The sequence below is a fragment of the Dokdonella sp. genome (genome assembly GCF_035511235.1).
In the GTDB taxonomy this organism is placed as follows: domain Bacteria; phylum Pseudomonadota; class Gammaproteobacteria; order Xanthomonadales; family Rhodanobacteraceae; genus Dokdonella.
Genome location: NZ_DATKFQ010000025.1, coordinates 186,641 through 203,159, shown reverse-complemented (window position 1 = coordinate 203,159; position 16,519 = coordinate 186,641). Strand labels below are relative to the sequence as shown.

The following is a 16,519-nucleotide window of genomic DNA, read 5'->3' as shown; positions in this document are numbered from 1 at the left end:
GCGCGCGCGTCCGGCCGGTCCGGACGCTCAGGCCAGCAGCGTTGCGGTGCCGGCCTCGACGATCGCGTGCGGCAGGAAGCGCGCGCCGTCGCGCGTGATCGGCGAGGCGTCCTCGCGCACGCCGATGCCGCAGGCGCGGTCGCCGACGACCCAGCTGCCGACCAGCGCATGGCGGCCGTCGAACTGCGGCAGCGGATGGAACGCCTGGCGGATCGCCGGTCCCGAGTAGGGGCCGGCGGTTTCGATGCGCTGCCCGTCGGGCAGGGCGATCCGCACGTTGGCGCCTTCGCGCGAATGCAGCGGCTTGCGCACCCAGCCGGCCGGCAGCGGCTCGGTCTCCTCGTCGAAGTACGCCGGCAACAGGTTCGGATGGCCTTCGTGCGCTTCCCACAGCAGCGGCAGGATGCCCTTGTTGCTGAGCACGGCCTTCCACGGCGGCTCGACCAGGCGCAGACCCGAATCGGGCAGGTGGCGCCCGAACGGCTCGCGGAACAGGTCCTCGAGCGGATACAGCTTGAACAGCGTGCCGATCACGGTGTCGTCCAGATCGGTGTAGCGGCCATCGGCGCTGAGCCCGATGTCCTCGATCGCCAGCGCGGCACATTCGATGCCGGCCTGCAGCGCGCAGTCGCGCAGGTAGTCGCTGGTGCCCTGATCCTCGACGGCATCGCGCAGCGCCGCGAAGCGGATCGGGCGCGGCAGCCGTGGCGCGATCGTCGCCAGTGCCTCGACCAGCGATTCGTAGATCGAATTGAACTGGTCGGCCGCCACCGGCAGGCGGCCGTCGCGCTGCTGGTCGTCGAGCCACTGCCACTGGAAGAACGCCGCCTCGAACAGCGACGTCGGCGTGTCGTAGTTGAACTCGTAGAGCTTGGCCGGGCCGTGGCCGTCGTAGCCCAGATCCATGCGGCCGAGCAGATGCGCGTCGCGCGCCTGCCAGCTGCGCGCGATCCAGTCCCAGAACGGCTCGGGAATGTCGAGCCGGCGCAGCTGTTCCTCGCTGGCGACGATGCCGCCGACCAGATCCAGCGCCATCGCGTGCAGCTCCTCGGTCGGCGCTTCGATGTCCTGCTCGATCTGGCGCAGCGTGAAGGCGTAGTACGCCGACTCGTCCCAGTACGGCTCGCCGTCGATCGTGTGGAAGCGGAATCCGCTGTGTTCGGCCCGTTCGCGCCAGTTCGCGCGCGGCGGGATCGCGACCCGCCGCATCAGCCGCCGCTGCCGGCGCTGCGCGATCCGAAGCCGCCGCGGGTCACCGTCGGTGCACGGTCGGGCTGGGCCGCGATCGGCGCCATCGCGGTCGTGCCGAGACTGCCGGGCCGGTAGACGCCGCCGCTCGCCGGCGTCGCCGGGCGCTGCCAGTTGCCGGCCCGGTCCTGGAACGCGGGCGAGCCGTTGAGGCCGACGGTCTGGCCGCCGCGCATCAGCTGGCCGATCAGGAAGCCGGTCATCAGCGGCATGAAATAGGAGTGGCCGCCCGCATCGCTGCGCGCCTGGCAGGCATTGGCGCCGTGCGCGGCCACGCAGTCCTCGCGCGAGGCGTAGCGCGGCGCCTCGGTGTGGGCCTGGCGCTGCGCTTCGTCGAAGGCCTGCTGGCAGTTGTAGCTATCGTTGGTCTGCGCGACGCAGGCCTCGACCGAGGTATAGAGGCCTTCGGTCTGGGTCTCGCGGCTGCACGAGGTCAGCGCCAGCGGGGTGGCGCCCATGATCAGCAGGGCAGCCGTTCGCGATCGTTTCATGAGTGTTCGTCCATCGGTCCAGGGGCGGAGCTTGCCCGCTTCCGGGTACCGAGGGGAAGAGTCCGGCGCCGGGCGTGGTGCCGCTCCTCAGCCCTCCGTTGGCTGGGCGGCGCGCGGGCTAGAGGATGCGGCGCTGCGCCCAGCGCCGGCGCGAACCGGAAGAGCGCGGCGGCGCCGGGCGTCCGCGTGCGGACAAGCGCGACCGTCCGCGATCGGACCTTCGGCCGTCCGATCGCGCCGGCGTGACTTTCGGACTAGCAACCCAAGTCCTTGTTCGTGCATCTCATTCGCTGCAGGTGTCGAGGATCGCGTGATTGGCATGGTGCTTGCGATACCCAACCTGCAACCCACCCCAGGAGTTTTCGCCATGAGCATCCGCACGTCCTTGGTCCCCCTCGCATGTCTGCTCGCGGGCCTCGGCGGCACCTTTGCCGCCGCCGTCGCCGGCGAATCGGCCATGGTCGAGGCTCGCGAGCCCCTGCAGGCCACCCTGCTGCCGACCGTCACGGTCGTCGCCAATCCGGCCGATCCCGACGGCCCCGTGCGCTGGCACGTCGACGCGGCCGCGCCGCTGCCGGTCACGCTGATGCCGACCGTGCACGTGACCGCGCACGCCGAACCGGCGGCCCTGCCGGTGCTGCCGACGGTCACGGTCGTCGCCGACCGCGCGCCGCCGGTGCAGGCCAGCATGGCGTCGAACCAGCCGGTCGAGTCCGCGATCCCGTATGAGTCCGCGTCGCAAGCAGCTGATTTCCGACAGGATCTGTGGGTCTGGCTGGCGCTCTGATCGATCGTTTCGCGGTGGCCGGCAGCGGCGCCGGCCACCGCGCCGACCGCCCGCTCGCGACGGGCGGAGGGCGCTCGGCCGGATCGGAAATCGGTTAGTCTGCGCCCCCATTTTGCGGAGACTCCCATGTCCGACCTCACCGCCGTATTCGCGACCGCGCGCGGCCCGATCCGCGTCAAGCTGTTCGCCGATCAGGTCCCGGTCACCACCGCCAGCTTCGTCAATCTGGCGCGCCGCGGCTTCTACAACGGGCTGAGCTTCCATCGCGTCATCAGCGATTTCATGATCCAGGGCGGTTGTCCGAACGGCACCGGTACCGGTGGACCGGGCTACCGGTTCGACGACGAGATCGTGCCCTCGCTCAGACACGATGCACCGGGCGTCCTGTCGATGGCCAACGCCGGCGTCCAGGGCGGCAAGGGCACCAACGGCAGCCAGTTCTTCATCACGCACGGACCGACGCCGTGGCTCGACGGCAAGCACACCGTGTTCGGGAAGGTCGTCGATGCGGACGACCAGAAGGTCGTCGACGCGATCCGCCAGGGCGACGCGATCGAGTCGGTCACGATCGAGGGCGACACCGCCGCACTGTTCGAGAAGACCCGCGCGCAGCTCGATGCGTGGAACGCGGTGCTCGACGCGCGCTGAGGCGCGCTGTTGCGTGAAACCGCGGCAGGGCCGGTCGCCGGCGCCTGCCGCGGGCGGGGCTCAGCGCTTGCGCGTCAGCAGGCCCCAGAGGATCAGCAACACGATCGCGCCGACCACCGAGCCGATGAAGCCGGCAGTCTGGCCCGGCTGGTACCAGCCCATGCTCTTGCCGACGAAGGTCGCGAGGAACGAGCCGGCGATACCGATCAGCGTGGTCACGATGAAGCCGCCCGGATCCTTGCCGGGCTTGAGGAACTTCGCGATGATGCCGACCACCAGGCCGATCAGGATCGTCATGATGATCCCGTAGGTGCCGCCGAATACTTCCATTGACGTCTCTCCGCAAGAACGTTGAGGGGATGTGCCGCGCAGCCGTTCGTGCCGGCGCGGGCGGCGGCCAGCATACTCCGCCGTCGTGTCATCCAGCGTCCCGCACCGGGAATTTTTGGCTCGCGTAACGATTGTTTGGAGCTGCCTCGGCGAGGCGGCATGCATGCGGACCCTGCGCGCGGCGCGCCAGCGCTTCGCTGCGGCGCGTCGGCCGGGCGTGCTAAAATCAGCTGTTGTCCCGCGTGTCTTCCGCCCGCTTTTCCCACGAGGTTTTTCCCATGCCTTCACTTGCCGCGCGCATGAGCCGCGCCAAGCCCAGCGCCATCATGGCCGTCGCCGAGAAAGCCAAGCGTCTCAAGGCCGAGGGGCGCGACATCATCAGCTTCTCGATCGGCGTTCCGAACTTCCTGCCGGGCGAGCACGTCTACCAGGCGGTGCGCGACGCGCTGGCGAAGGACTCGGGCCAGTACGGCTCCAACCGCGGTCCCGACGCGCTGCTCGACGCGTTCATCGCGCACCTGGAAGGCAGCGGGCTGAGCGGCTACGGGCGCAAGAACATCGCGACCGGCATCGGCGCCAAGCACGTGCTGTACAACCTGGCCGAAGCGCTGCTCGATCCGGGCGACGTGATCGTCTTCCCGACGCCGTACTGGACGACCTACGTCGACATCGCCGACATCGTCGGTGCGCAGACCCGGCTGCTGCCATGCCCGGCGACGCAGAACTACAAGCTCACGCCGGCGCAGCTCGACGCGGCGCTGCCGGGTGCCAAGGTGTTCCTGTTCAACAACCCGTCCAATCCCACCGGCATGGTGTATTCGAAGGACGAGATCGCCGCACTGGCCGATGTCCTGGCGCGCCATCCGGACGTGTGGATCGTCTGTGACGACATCTACAACCGCATGGTCTTCGACGGCATCGGCTACCACAACTTCGTCAATGCGCGGCCCGAGCTGCGCGACCGTACGATCCTCGTCGATTCGCTCTCCAAGACCTACGGCATGCCGGGCTGGCGCGTCGGCTTCGTCGCAGGACCGGAAACGGTCGCCCAGGCCGTGGTGACGCTCAACTCCAACCACATCACCAACGTGCCCGAGATCGTCAACGCGGCCGCGATCGCCGCGCTGAGCGGCCCGCAGGACGTGCCGACTGCCAAGAACGCCGAATTCGCGGCCAAGCGCGACACCGTCATGGCCGCGCTGGAGGCGATCCCCGGCGTGGTCTGTCCGCGTCCGCAGGGCGCGTTCTACGTGTTCCCGGACATCTCCTGCGCGTTCGGCAAGTCCTACCAGGGACGGCTGATCGCCAACGACGTGGACTTCTGCAACGTCCTGCTCGAAACCAAGGGCGTGGCCTGCGTGCCGGGCAGCGCCTTCGGCGAACCGCGCGCGCTGCGCATTTCCTACACCTGCCCCACGCCGCAGCTGGCGCCGGGCATGCAGCGCATCCAGGAATTCTTCGCCGAGCTGCGCTGATGATCGCGCGCCTGCTGGTCGGTCTGACGCTCGCCGCCGCGCTGGCGGGCTGCGAGCGTCAGCCGCGCGCCGGCGCCGATGCCGCCGCGTTGCGGCAGCTGGTCGGGTCCGAGCCGGTCGTGCTGTTATCGACGCGGCACTGCGGCTACTGCATGAAGCTGCGTGCCGACCTCGGTGCCTGGGGCGTGCGCTATCGCGAAGTCGACGTCGAGCGCTCCGATGAAGGCCGTCGCGCGTTCGCGTTGCTGCGCTCGGCCGGCGTGCCGATCGTGCTGATCGACGACACCGTGGTGCACGGCTACGCGCCGCGGCGCATCCGCCGCCTGCTCGCGGAGGCCGGCCAGCTGCCGGCCGGCGATGCGGCCCCGTCTTCCTGAAGTTCCTCTCCCACCGTCCCCCCGATGAGGTTGTTGCGATGAAAGCTCCCGTCCGCGTTGCCGTCACCGGCGCTGCCGGCCAGATCGGCTATGCCCTGCTGTTCCGGATCGCCGCCGGCGACATGCTCGGCCCCGACCAGCCGGTGATCCTGCACCTGCTGGAGATCACGCCCGCACTGCCGGCGCTCAACGGCGTCGTGATGGAACTCAACGACTGCGCGTTCCCGACCCTGCACGGCGTGGTCGCGACCGACGACGTCAACGTCGCGTTCAAGGACGTCGACTACGCGCTGCTCGTCGGCGCGCGCCCGCGCGGCCCCGGCATGGAGCGCAAGGATCTGCTCGAAGCGAACGGTGCGATCTTCGCGCCGCAGGGCAAGGCGCTCAACGATCATGCCAAGCGCGACGTGCGCGTGCTCGTGGTCGGCAACCCGGCCAATACCAATGCCCTGATCGCGCAGCAGAACGCGCCGGATCTGGATCCGGGCCGTTTCACCGCGATGGTCCGCCTCGACCACAACCGTGCGATCAGCCAGCTCGCCGAGAAGACCGGCGCGCTCAACACCGATATCGCCAAGGTCACGATCTGGGGCAACCACAGCTCCACGCAGTATCCGGACATCCACGCGGCCACGGTCGGCGGCAAGGCGGCGCTGTCGCTGGTCGACCAGGCCTGGTACGAGAACGACTTCATCCCGGTCGTGCAGCAGCGCGGCGCGGCAATCATCAAGGCGCGCGGCGCGTCATCGGCGGCCTCGGCGGCCTCGGCCGCGATCGATCACATGCGCGACTGGACGCTCGGCACGGCGGAAGGCGACTGGGTGTCGATGGGGATTCCGTCCGACGGTTCCTACGGCGTCGAGCCGGGCGTGATCTTCGGCTACCCGGTCACCGTCAGCAACGGGGCGTACCAGATCGTCCAGGGTCTGGACATCAACGCGTTCTCGCGCGGGCGCATCGAGGCCACCGACAAGGAGCTGCGCGAGGAGCGCGCCGCGGTCGAGCACCTGTTCGCCAAGCGCTGATCGCGATATCCGCGCGTCCGGCACGCACGTATGCGTGCCGGACGCATGGCGGCTGGCCGGCCGGATGATCGCGGCGGCTGGCCGAACGGCGGCACGGTCAGCGCCGCCGCCGCGCTCAGCCGTCGACCGGCCGCTGCGGAGCGACATCCGCCTCGTCCGGCGCTGCCTGCTCCTGCGCTTTGGCGATCCAGCCGAGCACGATCGGCGCGAACGGCGATCGCAGCGCCATGCCGGCCAGTGCCCCGACGGTCGAGCCGGCGCGCGCGAACGCGCGGACCGGCAGCAGGCTCACGATCACGCCGGCGGCCATGCCGCCGCCGATGACCAGCGCCGTGCGATGCCGGCGCCACAGCCGCGCCAGCGGACTGCCGGCTCGCTGCAGTTCGCGCTTCATGACGATCGCCCGGATTTCCGCGGCCTGCGCGGCCCGGCGGTCCTGTCTGAGACTCATGCCTGCACCTCCCGTCGTGCTTCGTCGAGCATGCGGCGCGTTCGCGGCAGCGACAGGTCGCGCCAGCAGTGGCGCATCGCGAACAGCACCCAGGCGATGCCGCCGAGATTGGCCAGCGCGACCGCGGCGATGCCGACGAAGACGTTGCCGGTCAGCTGATAGATGCCCGCCGCGATGGCGGCGCTGGTCGCCAGCCAGGCGCCGACGCCGAGGAACACCAGGCCGAACCCCAGCCAGACCAGGTTCAGCGCGGAACTCCGTGCCAGGCGCAGTTCTGCCCGCACCAGGCCCAGCGCGGCTTCGGCGGCGCCGACCGCGGCATCGAGCGTGTCGCGCAGGTCGGTCAGCGTCGGCGTCGCATCGGCGGCCTGCGGCGCCGGCGGCTGCTCGTTCGGCCGTTCCCCTTGCGGCTCCATCGCGGTGCCCTTCAGCGACGCAGCCAGCGCGTGACGATCATGCCGGCGGCGAAGGCGATGCCGAACGCGGCCAGCGGATGTTCGCGGATCTGCTCGGCGGCCGCATCGCCGAACTTGCGCGCGCCGTCGGTGAAGCGCTGGCTCGCATCGCGCAGCTCGTCCTCGAGCTGGGATCCGTTCGCGCGCAGGCGGTCGCCGAGGCGATGCAGCTCCTCCGCGGTGTCCTTCAGGCCTTCCTTGATCGTCTCGCCCGCGCCGTCTGCCGCATCGGCAAGATCGTCGGCAGTCTTCGAGGCGCCCTGTTTCATGTCGCGGATGGTGGCCATGCTGATCTCCAAGTCAGTGCAGGTCGGGAAATCCCGGTCGGCCGGGTCATCGGACTGTAGGTCGGGCCGGCTGAGGGAAACATGACCGCCGTCAAGCGCGGCGCGGTCGGGGCGCAGGTCGCAACTGCCAAACGCGTCCGGTTATGCGAATTGCCGTATTTGCAAAGACTGCGTTATGGTTACGCGGGCCAGGGGGCCAGTCGAACAGCCAGGCGGCGGACGGTCGGGCAGCACCGCGCGGGCATCGGAGGCCTGCTCGTTCTTCTAGCGGGCGTCAGTGTCCAGCCTTTGGGGGGGCTTTTCGGCATGACCAACCAATGCCATCGGGTTCTTTTTCCGCGAAGCGCCGGGCCGCGGCCGCTGATCCTCGGGGCGCTCTTCGTCGCCACGCTGATGCTCGCGGCCTGCGGCGAATCGCCGGCGCCGACGACACCGGCCGCACCGGCGGCTCAGCCGGCCGCACCGGCCACGCCGACCGCCACGCCCGACGCACCCGCGGCGCCGGCTGCCGCGCCGACCGCGTTCGACACCCTGAGCGTGGACGATCTGTTCCAGAGAGCGAACGAAGCGGTCTCGGACAATCGGATTGCGGCGCCGGTCGGCAATAACGCGGTCGAATACTACCTGGCGATCCTCGCCCGCGAGCCGAATCGGGACGGTGCCCGCGACGGCCTGCGCGAGCTGTTTCCGTTCGCGACCGGCGTCGTCGAGCAGGCGATCAATCGCGGCGACGTCGACGAGGCCGAACGCGTGATCGATCTGCTCGCGCGCGCCGATTCGAACAACTACAGCCTGACGATCCTGCGCAGCAAGCTCGACGTACGGCGGCGCCAGGTGGAGCGCGAAGCGGCCGCGCAGACCGCGCAGCAAGCCGCCCAGGCCGCGGCCGCCGCGCAGGCAAGCCGTCCGCCTGCGACGCCGGCGCCGCAGCGCCCCGAGCCCGCAGCGCCGACCGCCGACACGCGGCCGGCCACGCCGTCGCCGGCCGCGACGCCGGCGCCGCCTCCGGCACCCGCCGCGACGCCACCGCCGTCGCCGCCGCCCCCGGTCGGAGAGACCCGCGACGCGGGCATCGTCAGCAGTGCCAGTCCGGACTATCCGGCTCGGGCCTATCGCGATCGCCAGGAAGGCTGGGTCGAGGTCGAGTTCACGGTCACGCCCGACGGCAGTCCCAGCGGCGTCCGTGTGGTCCGCTCCAATCCGCCACGCGTGTTCGACCGTGAGGCGATCCAGGCGATCGAGCGCTCGACGTTCCGGCCGCGCCTGGAGAACGGCGTCGCGGTCAGCTCGACGCTGCGGCGGCGCATCGAGTTCACGATGGGTAACTGAGCGGCGGAACGGAGTCCGCGGCGCGCGGTGCCGCGCGGCGCCGACGGTTGAGAGTTCCCGGCCGCTTGCCTAGAGTAGGCACCTGCTCGCGCAGGTGCCCTCGTCTTGAATCGAATCCGCCGCTTCGCCGTTTGCACCTCCTGTGCATGGATCGTCGCCTTGATGCCGGCCACGGCGTTGCCGGAGATCACCGATCCGCAGGTGTTGAGCTTCGCCGCCGAGCTGGCGCGCGACGACGGCTTGTCCGAGACGCAGGTGCTGGCGACGCTGGAAGAGGCCAAGATCCAGCAGTCGATCCTCGACGCGATCGCACGGCCGGCCGAAGCCAAGCCCTGGAAGGACTACCGGCCGATCTTCATCAGCGACCGGCGCATCGACGACGGCATCATCTTCTACCGGCAGCATCGCGAACTGATCGACCGGATATCGGGCGAGTTCGGGGTGCCGGCCGCGATCATCGTCGCGATCATCGGCGTGGAGACCAACTACGGCCGCAACACCGGCCGCTACCGCGTGCTGGACGCGCTGTACACGCTGGCGTTCCACTACCCGCCGCGGTCGGCCTATTTCCGCGGCGAGCTGCGCCAGCTGATGCTGCTCGGCGACGACCGGCTCGCGTTTCCGGTCGACCAGCTCAAGGGCTCGTACGCGGGCGCGATGGGGCTGGGCCAGTTCATGCCGACCAGCATCGCCAAATGGGCGCGCGACTACGACGGCGACGGCCGCATCGACCTGTGGAACTCCTATCCGGACATCGTCGCCAGCATCGCCAACTATTTCGTCGAGCACGGCTGGGAGCGCGATGCGCCGGTGACCGTGCGCGCGGTCCGCGACGCCGCCGCGCAGCCGGTCGAGCGCACCGGCCTCGAGCCGCTGCTGACGGTCCAGCAGCTGGAAGCCTGGGGCTATGCGCCGACCGCGCCGGTCAGCGCCGAACGGGCGGCGACCCTGCTGACGCTGGATGGCGCCGAGCAGGAGGACTGGATGATCTTCCGGAATTTCTACGTGATCTCGCGCTACAACCGCAGCCCGCTCTACTCGATGGCCGTCTGGCAGCTGTCCGAGGCGATCGCTCGCGGTGCGTCGGACGAGGGGCCGTGACCGGAACGCGCTGGCTGGCGGCGGCGCTGGCCTGGGTGGTGCTGATCGCGACCGTCAGCGGTTGCGCCGGCGGCAAGAAGCGGCCCGATCGTCCCGGTGCGGTGCCGCCCGCGGCCGGACAGAACAATGACGGCCGCGGCCAGGCGTCCGAAACGAGCCGCCCCCAATCCTCGCGCTATCGTCACGGCCGCGACGGCGAGCCGACGCTGCCGATCCCCGACATCGCCGCGCTGCCCGAGCCGGTGCCGCGTGTCGAGCCGCGTTCACGTTATGGCAACAAGTCGCCGTATACCGTGCTCGGTCGCACCTACACCGTGCTGCCTTCGGCCAAGGGCTACAAGGAGCGCGGCATTTCCTCCTGGTACGGCCAGAAATTCCACGGTTACATGACATCGAGCTTCGAGCCGTACGACATGTACCAGTTCACCGCCGCGCACAAGTCGCTGCCGCTGCCGAGCTATGCGCGCGTGACCAACCTGGAGAACGGCAAGAGCGTGATCGTCCGCGTCAACGATCGCGGGCCGTTCCACGAAAACCGCGTGATCGACCTGTCCTATGCCGCCGCCGTGCGGATCGGCATCTGGCCCAAGGGCACCGGGCTGGTCGAGGTGCAGGCGATCGATCCGGAGCACCCGAAGGATCTGCCGGCGCCGAGCCGCGCGCAGCCGGACGCCGGCGGACGCCTGTTCCTGCAGGTCGGCGCGTACGCCGAGCGCGCCAATGCCGAGCGCGTGCTGCGCCAGATCGAGCAGGCCGGCATCGGACCGGTGCGGATCGAGCGGATCGTCGCCGCCGACGGTCGCCCGGTGCATCGGGTCCGGATCGGTCCGGTCGCCGACGTCGGCGAGGCCGATGCGCTGACGCCGCGCATCCGTTCGCTTGGTCTGGGATCGCCGCGTGTCGCGATCGACGACCGCTGAGCCGCTCCGCCCCATCATTCCCTTGGACTCACCCAGAGATTCCCGCCGCAGATGAAACCGACTCCGCTTCTTTCCGCCGCCGCGCGCGCCCGCCGCTGGTCCGTGTGGCTGTCCGCCGCGCTGTGCGCCGCCGCCGTCACCGCCCAGACGCCGACGCCCGCGCCCCAGCCCACGCCTCAACCTGCCCCGCAGCCGGTCGCCCGGCCGGCCGCGCCCGCGGCGGCCGCGACGCCGACGCCGCCACCGCCGGCCATCGAGGGCACCAGCTGGGTGCTGATGGATTACGCGACCGGGCAGATCCTGGCCGAATCCAATGCGGACCTGCGCGTCGAGCCGGCCTCGATCACCAAGGTCATGACGTCCTACGTAGTGTCCTCCGAGCTCGCGCTCGGCAAGATCAAGCGCGAGGACCCGGTGCGGATCTCCGAGAACGCCTGGCGCTCCGGCGGCGCCGGCACCGACGGCTCGACCAGCTTCCTCGCGCTCGGCAGCGAGGTGCCGCTCGATGCGCTGCTGCACGGCATGATCATTCAGTCCGGCAACGATGCCGCCATCGCGCTGGCCGAGCATACGGCCGGCTCCGAGCCGGTCTTCGCCGACCTGATGAACCGCTACGCCGCACAGATCGGCATGACCGGGACGCATTACGTCGACGCCAGCGGCCTGCCGCATCCGGACCACTACACGACCGCGCGCGACGTCGCGATCCTGTCGCGCGCGCTGATCCGCGACTTCCCACAGGACTACGCGATCTACGCGATCAAGGACTACGAGTGGAACGGCATCAAGCAGCACAACCGCAACACGCTGCTGTGGCGCGATCCGACCGTGGACGGCATCAAGACCGGCCACACCAGCTCGGCCGGCTATTGCCTGGTGACCTCGGCCAAGCGCGGCGAGCAGCGCCTGATCGCGGTGGTCATGGGCTCCTCGGGCGAAAAGCGGCGCGCCGACGACAACCAGGCCCTGCTCAACTACGGCTTCCGGTTCTTCGAGGCGCACAAGCTCTACGAGGCCGGCAAGCCGCTCGCGCAGCCGGAACTGTGGAAGGGCACGACCGCGACCGTGCCGCTCGGCATCGCCGAGGATGCCGTCGTGACGATGCCGCGCGGACGCTACGATCAGCTCAAGGCCAGCCTCGAACTGCCTTCGCGCGTGATCGCCCCGCTGCCGAAGGGGCAGGCCGTGGGCACCTTGAAAATCGAACTGGACGGCAAGACCTTGCTCGAGCGCCCGCTGGTCACCCTCGAGGACGTCCCCGAAGGCGGCTTCTTCAAGCGCCTGTACGACGGGGTCTGGCTCTGGTTCAAGGGTGACGACGGCGGCAAGGTGTCCTCCGCCCCCAATACCTGACGGTCCTGCCGATGAAGAACCTCGACGACATCCAGCCCACGCGACCCGACCAGGGATTCCAGTTCCCGGGCGTCTTCGAGGTCAATGCGATCGGCACCGCGGGCGGCGGCATGGAAGCGCGCGTCGCCGACATCATTGCCGGGCTGGGACTGTCGGTCCTCGAGGGCAGCCGCCGCGTGCGGCCGTCGCGCGAGGGCCATTACGTCTCGATCGCGGTCAGCTTCACGTGCCCGTCGCGGGAAGCCTACGAGCAGGTGCACGCGGCGCTGCGCGCCGACCCGGACATCCGTTGGACGCTGTGACCGGGCGCCCGCTGCTGGTCCGGCGGTTCGGCCGGATTCCGTATCGGCCGGTGCTCGAGGCGATGCGGCGGTTCACCGACGCCCGCGGCGAGGACACGCCCGACGAGCTGTGGCTGCTCGAGCACGACCCGGTGTTCACGCTCGGCCAGGCCGGCAAGGACGAGCACGTGCTCGCGCCCGGCGACATCCCGGTCGTGCGCGTCGAGCGCGGCGGCCAGGTCACCTACCACGGGCCGGGGCAGATCGTCGGCTACCCGTTGATCGACCTGCGCCGGCTCGGCGTCGGCGTGCGCGATCTGGTCTGCCGGCTCGAGCAGGCGCTGATCGATACGCTCGGCCACTGGAACATCGAGGCGGTGCGGCGGCCCGGCGCCCCGGGCGTCTACGTCGCCGGCGCCAAGGTCGCCGCGCTGGGCCTGCGCGTGCGCCGCGGCTGCACGTTCCATGGCCTCGCGTTCAACGTCGACATGGACCTGGAGCCGTTCCGGCGCATCAATCCGTGCGGCTACCAGGGGCTGGCGGTGACCCAGATGCTAGACTTGGGCGGCCCCGGATCGCTTTCCGCCGTGGAGGACGTCCTCGTCGCCGAGCTCGCCGGGCAGTTCGGATTCGCGCCGGTCCCGGCCGCCGCGGAACTCTTCCCACCCGTGGACAACGGCGCATCGGTCGCCGCATCGGCATGAGCGCGACAGACAAGACCATTCCCCTCACCGTCGTCGGCGAGAAGCAGCTCGGCGAAGACAAGATCGCGCGCAACCGCGCCGGCTTCGCCGAGGCGCCGGTACTGCGCAAGCCGTCGTGGATCCGCGTGCGGATTCCGCCCGGCAATGCGGTCGCCAAGCTCAAGTCGCAGCTGCGCGCGAACCGCCTGGTCACGGTCTGCGAGGAGGCGTCCTGTCCGAACATCCACGAGTGCTTCGGCAAGGGCACCGCGACGTTCATGATCCTCGGCGAGGTCTGCACGCGGCGCTGCTCGTTCTGCGACGTCGCGCACGGCCGGCCCAAGCCGCCCGATCCGATGGAGCCGATCCATCTGGCCGAGACGATCCGCGACATGCGTCTGCGCTACGTGGTCATCACCTCGGTCGACCGCGACGATCTGCGCGACGGCGGCGCCGGCCACTTCGCCGCGTGCATTCGCGCGGTCCGCTTCGAGAGCCCGGACATCCGCATCGAGATCCTGACACCGGACTTCCGCGGCCGCGGCCGCGTCGAGCGCGCGCTGGAACTGCTCGCGACCGACCCGCCGGACGTGTTCAACCACAACATCGAGACCGTCCGCGAGCTCTATCGCGAGGTGCGTCCCGGTGCCGACTACGACTGGTCGCTCGATCTGCTGCGGCGCTTCAAGGCGCAGCATCCGGACGTGCCGACCAAGTCCGGCATCATGCTCGGCCTCGGCGAGACGATGGAGCAGGTCGTGCGCGCATTGAACGATCTGCGTGCCCACGATGTCGACATGGTGACGGTCGGCCAGTACCTGCAGCCGACCGCGCATCACCATCCGGTGCTCCGCTACTGGACGCCGGAGGAATTCAAGGAAATCGAGACGGTCGGGTACCGGCTCGGCTTCCAGCACGTGGCATCCGGTCCGCTGGTCAGGTCGTCCTACCATGCGGACCAGATGGCGCACGCGGCAGGTTATGTTCAGGTGGCCTGATCGGACAATCACCGGCCGTTCGCGCAGCCGCCCACTTCCGGAGAGTCTCATGCGTCGTTTCCTTCTCGCCCTGGCTCTGGTGTCGCTGGCCGGCCTGGCGCAGGCCAAGCCGGTCGCCGATTCCGGCGCGCCGGTCCTCAAGCCGACGCCGACCCAGGGCGAAGCCGCGGTCTGGTCGGCGCGTTTCCTGACGCGTTTCCACTACAAGCCGCTGCCGCTCGACAAGGCGATGTCGGAGAAGATCTTCGAGAACTATCTCGAATCGCTCGACGGCGAGAAGCTGTTCTTCACCCAGGCCGACATCAACACCTTCGGCGCCTCGCGCGACAAGCTCGACGAGGCGATCTACAACAAGGACCTGAGCGCGCCGTTCGCGATCTACAACATCTATCTGCAGCGCGTCGGCCAGCGCGTCGCCTATGCGCGCTCGCTGCTCGCCAAGGGTTTCGATTTCTCCAGCGACGAGAGCTACCGCTACGACCGCGCCAAGGCGCCGTGGCCGAAGGACGACGCCGAGATCGAGGACCAGTGGCGCCAGCGCATCAAAAACGACTGGCTGCGCCTCAAGCTCACCGGCAAGTCCGACAAGGACATCCGCGAGACGCTCGACAAGCGCTACGCGAACTACCTCGACCGCGTGCACCAGATCAACAGCGAGGACGTCTTCCAGACGTTCATGAACGCTTACGCGACCGCGATCGAGCCGCATACCAACTATCTCGGCCCGCGCGCGAGCGAGAACTTCGACATCGCGATGAAGCTCTCGGTCGAGGGCATCGGCGCAGTGCTCCAGCGCGACAACGAGTACACGGCGATCCGCGAGATCGTGCCGGGCGGGCCGGCGTCGCTGTCGGGCAAGATCCAGGTCGGCGACCGCATCCTCGGCGTCGGCCAGGGCGCCAACTCGGCGCTGCAGGATGTGATCGGCTGGCGCCTCGACGACGTCGTCGACAAGATCCGCGGCCCGCGCGACACCGTGGTCCGGCTCGAGGTGCTGCCGGCCGATGCCGGTCCGGACGGCAAGTCCTACATGATCGAGCTGGTCCGCAAGAAGGTCACGACCGAGGCGCAGGCCGCCAAGAAGTCGATCATCGAGGTCAAGGACGGCGAGGCGACGCGGCGGATCGGCGTGATCTCGCTGCCGACGTTCTACCAGGACTTCGAGGCGCGCCGCCGCGGCGACCGCGACTACAAGAGCGCCACCCGCGACGTCGAGCGCCTGCTCGGCGAGCTCAAGCAGGAGCGCGTCGACGGCGTCGTCGTCGACCTGCGCAACAACGGCGGCGGCTCGCTGTCCGAAGCGACCGATCTGACCGGCCTGTTCATCGAGCGCGGCCCGGTGGTGCAGGTCCGCAACGCCGCCGGCCGCGTCGACGTGGAGAACTCCACCTCGCGCACGATGGCCTGGGACGGTCCGCTGGCGGTCGTCGTCAACCGGGTGTCGGCATCGGCCTCGGAGATCTTCGCGGCGGCGATCCAGGATTACGGCCGCGGCGTCATCATCGGCGAGCCGACGTTCGGCAAGGGCACCGTGCAGAACCTGGTCGACCTCGACGACGTCGCGCAGAGCGAATCGGCCTCGCTCGGCGAGCTCAAGATGACGATCGCGCAGTTCTTCCGCATCAACGGCGGCTCGACCCAGCTGCGCGGTGTGTCGCCGGACATCAGCTTCCCGATGACCGTCGGCGCCGAGGATTTCGGCGAGTCCAGCTACGACAACGCGCTGCCATGGACGTCGATCCCGGCGGCGCGCTACCAGCCGCTGGCCGACCTGTCGCCGATCGTGCCGCAGCTGATCGCGCGCCACGAGACGCGCACCGCGCAGAGCCGCGACTGGAAGAACTTCCGCGACGACCTCGCCGATGCGCGCAAGCTGCGCGAAGAGAAGACCATCTCGCTCAACGAGGCCGTACGCCGCAAGGAGCGCGACGAGCAGGAGGCCAAGCGCAAGGCGCGCCAGGCCGAGTCCGAGCAGGTCGCCGACGGTACAGCGGCCGACGCGGACGGCGTGCCGGCCCCGGTCGCGCTGCAGGACGACGGCCTGCAGGCCGACGAGCGCAGCATCCGCGACGACGTCCGGCGCGAGCAGGCGCGCAAGGACAAGCCGGACTTCATCCTGATCGAGGCCGCGCACATCCTCGCCGACGAGATCACCCTGGTCCGCGCCGACACCAAGCTCGCCTCGCGCGTGCTGCCCTACAGCGCCGCCTTCCGCGTCAACTGAGCGCCGCGCTCCGGATCGCCCGCAGGCGATCCGGAGCCGCACCGCGCCTGCATCCG

19 protein-coding genes are annotated in these 16,519 nt (G+C 69.8%); 13 read left to right on the top strand and 6 right to left on the bottom strand.

Features of this window, described 5'->3' with window-relative positions; translation table 11 throughout:
- Window positions 1-27 precede the first annotated feature (27 nt).
- Window positions 28-1,209, bottom strand: a complete 1,182-nt coding sequence (locus VMR06_RS11705) for a glutathionylspermidine synthase family protein (protein ID WP_325376475.1) — start codon at window positions 1,207-1,209, stop codon at window positions 28-30.
- A complete protein-coding gene (locus VMR06_RS11700; protein WP_325376473.1) occupies window positions 1,209-1,739 on the bottom strand; it encodes a DUF1190 domain-containing protein in 531 nt (176 codons plus the stop codon). Before VMR06_RS11700 ends, VMR06_RS11705 begins: the two co-directional genes overlap by 1 nt.
- Window positions 1,740-2,058: 319 nt before the next feature.
- Here VMR06_RS11700 and VMR06_RS11695 point away from each other — a divergent pair, with 319 nt between their 5' ends.
- Both VMR06_RS11695 and VMR06_RS11690 read left to right on the top strand, forming a co-directional pair.
- Window positions 2,059-2,526, top strand: coding sequence for a hypothetical protein (locus VMR06_RS11695; protein ID WP_325376472.1), 468 nt, complete (start codon window positions 2,059-2,061; stop codon window positions 2,524-2,526).
- A gap of 126 nt (window positions 2,527-2,652) precedes the next feature.
- Window positions 2,653-3,174, top strand: coding sequence for a peptidylprolyl isomerase (locus tag VMR06_RS11690; protein WP_325376470.1), 522 nt, complete (start codon window positions 2,653-2,655; stop codon window positions 3,172-3,174).
- A 60-nt stretch (window positions 3,175-3,234) separates the two neighbouring features.
- Here VMR06_RS11690 and VMR06_RS11685 read toward each other — a convergent pair whose 3' ends face one another.
- Entirely contained in the window at window positions 3,235-3,504 is a 270-nt protein-coding gene (locus VMR06_RS11685; RefSeq protein ID WP_325376468.1) for a GlsB/YeaQ/YmgE family stress response membrane protein, read from the bottom strand.
- 278 nt (window positions 3,505-3,782) lie between these two features.
- On the opposite strand from VMR06_RS11685, the gene VMR06_RS11680 reads away from it, so the two are divergent.
- From VMR06_RS11680 to VMR06_RS11670, 3 genes are read left to right on the top strand one after another with little or no spacing between them, the layout of a single operon-like run.
- Window positions 3,783-4,979: a pyridoxal phosphate-dependent aminotransferase gene (locus VMR06_RS11680; protein WP_325376467.1), complete on the top strand. Its 1,197-nt coding sequence runs from the start codon at window positions 3,783-3,785 to the stop codon at window positions 4,977-4,979.
- A complete protein-coding gene (locus tag VMR06_RS11675; RefSeq protein ID WP_325376465.1) occupies window positions 4,979-5,356 on the top strand; it encodes a glutaredoxin family protein in 378 nt (125 codons plus the stop codon). The genes VMR06_RS11680 and VMR06_RS11675 overlap by 1 nt, the downstream gene beginning before the upstream one ends.
- 38 nt (window positions 5,357-5,394) lie before the next feature.
- Complete coding sequence (locus tag VMR06_RS11670) at window positions 5,395-6,381, top strand: malate dehydrogenase (RefSeq protein WP_325376463.1); 987 nt, start codon at window positions 5,395-5,397, stop codon at window positions 6,379-6,381.
- Window positions 6,382-6,496: 115 nt separating this feature from the next.
- On the opposite strand, the gene VMR06_RS11665 is transcribed toward VMR06_RS11670, so the two are convergent.
- The 3 genes from VMR06_RS11665 to VMR06_RS11655 are packed head-to-tail and all read right to left on the bottom strand — an operon-like array spanning window position 6,497 to window position 7,574.
- On the bottom strand, window positions 6,497-6,832 hold the full coding sequence (locus tag VMR06_RS11665) for a hypothetical protein (RefSeq protein ID WP_325376461.1): 336 nt from the start codon (window positions 6,830-6,832) through the stop codon (window positions 6,497-6,499).
- The gene (locus VMR06_RS11660; protein WP_325376459.1) at window positions 6,829-7,248 is read right to left on the bottom strand and encodes a hypothetical protein; all 420 of its coding nucleotides are present in this window, start codon (window positions 7,246-7,248) and stop codon (window positions 6,829-6,831) included. Before VMR06_RS11660 ends, VMR06_RS11665 begins: the two co-directional genes overlap by 4 nt.
- 11 nt (window positions 7,249-7,259) lie before the next feature.
- Window positions 7,260-7,574, bottom strand: coding sequence for a hypothetical protein (locus VMR06_RS11655; RefSeq protein WP_325376457.1), 315 nt, complete (start codon window positions 7,572-7,574; stop codon window positions 7,260-7,262).
- A 306-nt stretch (window positions 7,575-7,880) separates the two neighbouring features.
- Here VMR06_RS11655 and VMR06_RS11650 point away from each other — a divergent pair, with 306 nt between their 5' ends.
- The 8 genes from VMR06_RS11650 to VMR06_RS11615 all read left to right on the top strand — a co-directional run bounded on the left by VMR06_RS11650 (window position 7,881) and on the right by VMR06_RS11615 (window position 16,463).
- Window positions 7,881-8,903, top strand: coding sequence for an energy transducer TonB (locus VMR06_RS11650; RefSeq protein WP_325376455.1), 1,023 nt, complete (start codon window positions 7,881-7,883; stop codon window positions 8,901-8,903).
- 162 nt (window positions 8,904-9,065) lie between these two features.
- Window positions 9,066-10,004, top strand: a complete 939-nt coding sequence (mltB, locus tag VMR06_RS11645) for a lytic murein transglycosylase B (protein WP_325376582.1) — start codon at window positions 9,066-9,068, stop codon at window positions 10,002-10,004.
- Window positions 10,001-10,924, top strand: a complete 924-nt coding sequence (locus tag VMR06_RS11640) for a septal ring lytic transglycosylase RlpA family protein (protein WP_325376453.1) — start codon at window positions 10,001-10,003, stop codon at window positions 10,922-10,924. The genes mltB and VMR06_RS11640 overlap by 4 nt, the downstream gene beginning before the upstream one ends.
- A gap of 51 nt (window positions 10,925-10,975) precedes the next feature.
- Window positions 10,976-12,277, top strand: a complete 1,302-nt coding sequence (locus VMR06_RS11635) for a D-alanyl-D-alanine carboxypeptidase family protein (protein ID WP_325376451.1) — start codon at window positions 10,976-10,978, stop codon at window positions 12,275-12,277.
- A gap of 11 nt (window positions 12,278-12,288) precedes the next feature.
- A complete protein-coding gene (locus VMR06_RS11630) occupies window positions 12,289-12,579 on the top strand; it encodes a DUF493 family protein (protein ID WP_325376449.1) in 291 nt (96 codons plus the stop codon).
- The gene (lipB, locus tag VMR06_RS11625; RefSeq protein WP_414648119.1) at window positions 12,567-13,262 is read left to right on the top strand and encodes a lipoyl(octanoyl) transferase LipB; all 696 of its coding nucleotides are present in this window, start codon (window positions 12,567-12,569) and stop codon (window positions 13,260-13,262) included. The genes VMR06_RS11630 and lipB overlap by 13 nt, the downstream gene beginning before the upstream one ends.
- A complete protein-coding gene (gene lipA / locus VMR06_RS11620) occupies window positions 13,259-14,239 on the top strand; it encodes a lipoyl synthase (RefSeq protein ID WP_325376447.1) in 981 nt (326 codons plus the stop codon). Before lipB ends, lipA begins: the two co-directional genes overlap by 4 nt.
- Before the next feature lie 49 nt (window positions 14,240-14,288).
- Window positions 14,289-16,463, top strand: coding sequence for a carboxy terminal-processing peptidase (locus tag VMR06_RS11615; protein ID WP_325376445.1), 2,175 nt, complete (start codon window positions 14,289-14,291; stop codon window positions 16,461-16,463).
- Window positions 16,464-16,519: the final 56 nt, after the last annotated feature.

What these genes read in the sequence shown, in the direction of transcription:
- VMR06_RS11705 (WP_325376475.1), bottom strand. Translation starts at nt 1,209, where the DNA reads ATGCGGCGGGTCGCGATCCCGCCGCGCGCGAACTGGCGCGAACGGGCC.
- VMR06_RS11700 (WP_325376473.1), bottom strand. Translation starts at nt 1,739, where the DNA reads ATGAAACGATCGCGAACGGCTGCCCTGCTGATCATGGGCGCCACCCCG.
- VMR06_RS11695 (WP_325376472.1), top strand. Translation starts at nt 2,059, where the DNA reads ATGGTGCTTGCGATACCCAACCTGCAACCCACCCCAGGAGTTTTCGCC.
- VMR06_RS11690 (WP_325376470.1), top strand. Translation starts at nt 2,653, where the DNA reads ATGTCCGACCTCACCGCCGTATTCGCGACCGCGCGCGGCCCGATCCGC.
- VMR06_RS11685 (WP_325376468.1), bottom strand. Translation starts at nt 3,504, where the DNA reads ATGGAAGTATTCGGCGGCACCTACGGGATCATCATGACGATCCTGATC.
- VMR06_RS11680 (WP_325376467.1), top strand. Translation starts at nt 3,783, where the DNA reads ATGCCTTCACTTGCCGCGCGCATGAGCCGCGCCAAGCCCAGCGCCATC.
- VMR06_RS11675 (WP_325376465.1), top strand. Translation starts at nt 4,979, where the DNA reads ATGATCGCGCGCCTGCTGGTCGGTCTGACGCTCGCCGCCGCGCTGGCG.
- VMR06_RS11670 (WP_325376463.1), top strand. Translation starts at nt 5,395, where the DNA reads ATGAAAGCTCCCGTCCGCGTTGCCGTCACCGGCGCTGCCGGCCAGATC.
- VMR06_RS11665 (WP_325376461.1), bottom strand. Translation starts at nt 6,832, where the DNA reads ATGAGTCTCAGACAGGACCGCCGGGCCGCGCAGGCCGCGGAAATCCGG.
- VMR06_RS11660 (WP_325376459.1), bottom strand. Translation starts at nt 7,248, where the DNA reads ATGGAGCCGCAAGGGGAACGGCCGAACGAGCAGCCGCCGGCGCCGCAG.
- VMR06_RS11655 (WP_325376457.1), bottom strand. Translation starts at nt 7,574, where the DNA reads ATGGCCACCATCCGCGACATGAAACAGGGCGCCTCGAAGACTGCCGAC.
- VMR06_RS11650 (WP_325376455.1), top strand. Translation starts at nt 7,881, where the DNA reads ATGACCAACCAATGCCATCGGGTTCTTTTTCCGCGAAGCGCCGGGCCG.
- mltB (WP_325376582.1), top strand. Translation starts at nt 9,066, where the DNA reads ATGCCGGCCACGGCGTTGCCGGAGATCACCGATCCGCAGGTGTTGAGC.
- VMR06_RS11635 (WP_325376451.1), top strand. Translation starts at nt 10,976, where the DNA reads ATGAAACCGACTCCGCTTCTTTCCGCCGCCGCGCGCGCCCGCCGCTGG.
- VMR06_RS11630 (WP_325376449.1), top strand. Translation starts at nt 12,289, where the DNA reads ATGAAGAACCTCGACGACATCCAGCCCACGCGACCCGACCAGGGATTC.
- lipA (WP_325376447.1), top strand. Translation starts at nt 13,259, where the DNA reads ATGAGCGCGACAGACAAGACCATTCCCCTCACCGTCGTCGGCGAGAAG.
- VMR06_RS11615 (WP_325376445.1), top strand. Translation starts at nt 14,289, where the DNA reads ATGCGTCGTTTCCTTCTCGCCCTGGCTCTGGTGTCGCTGGCCGGCCTG.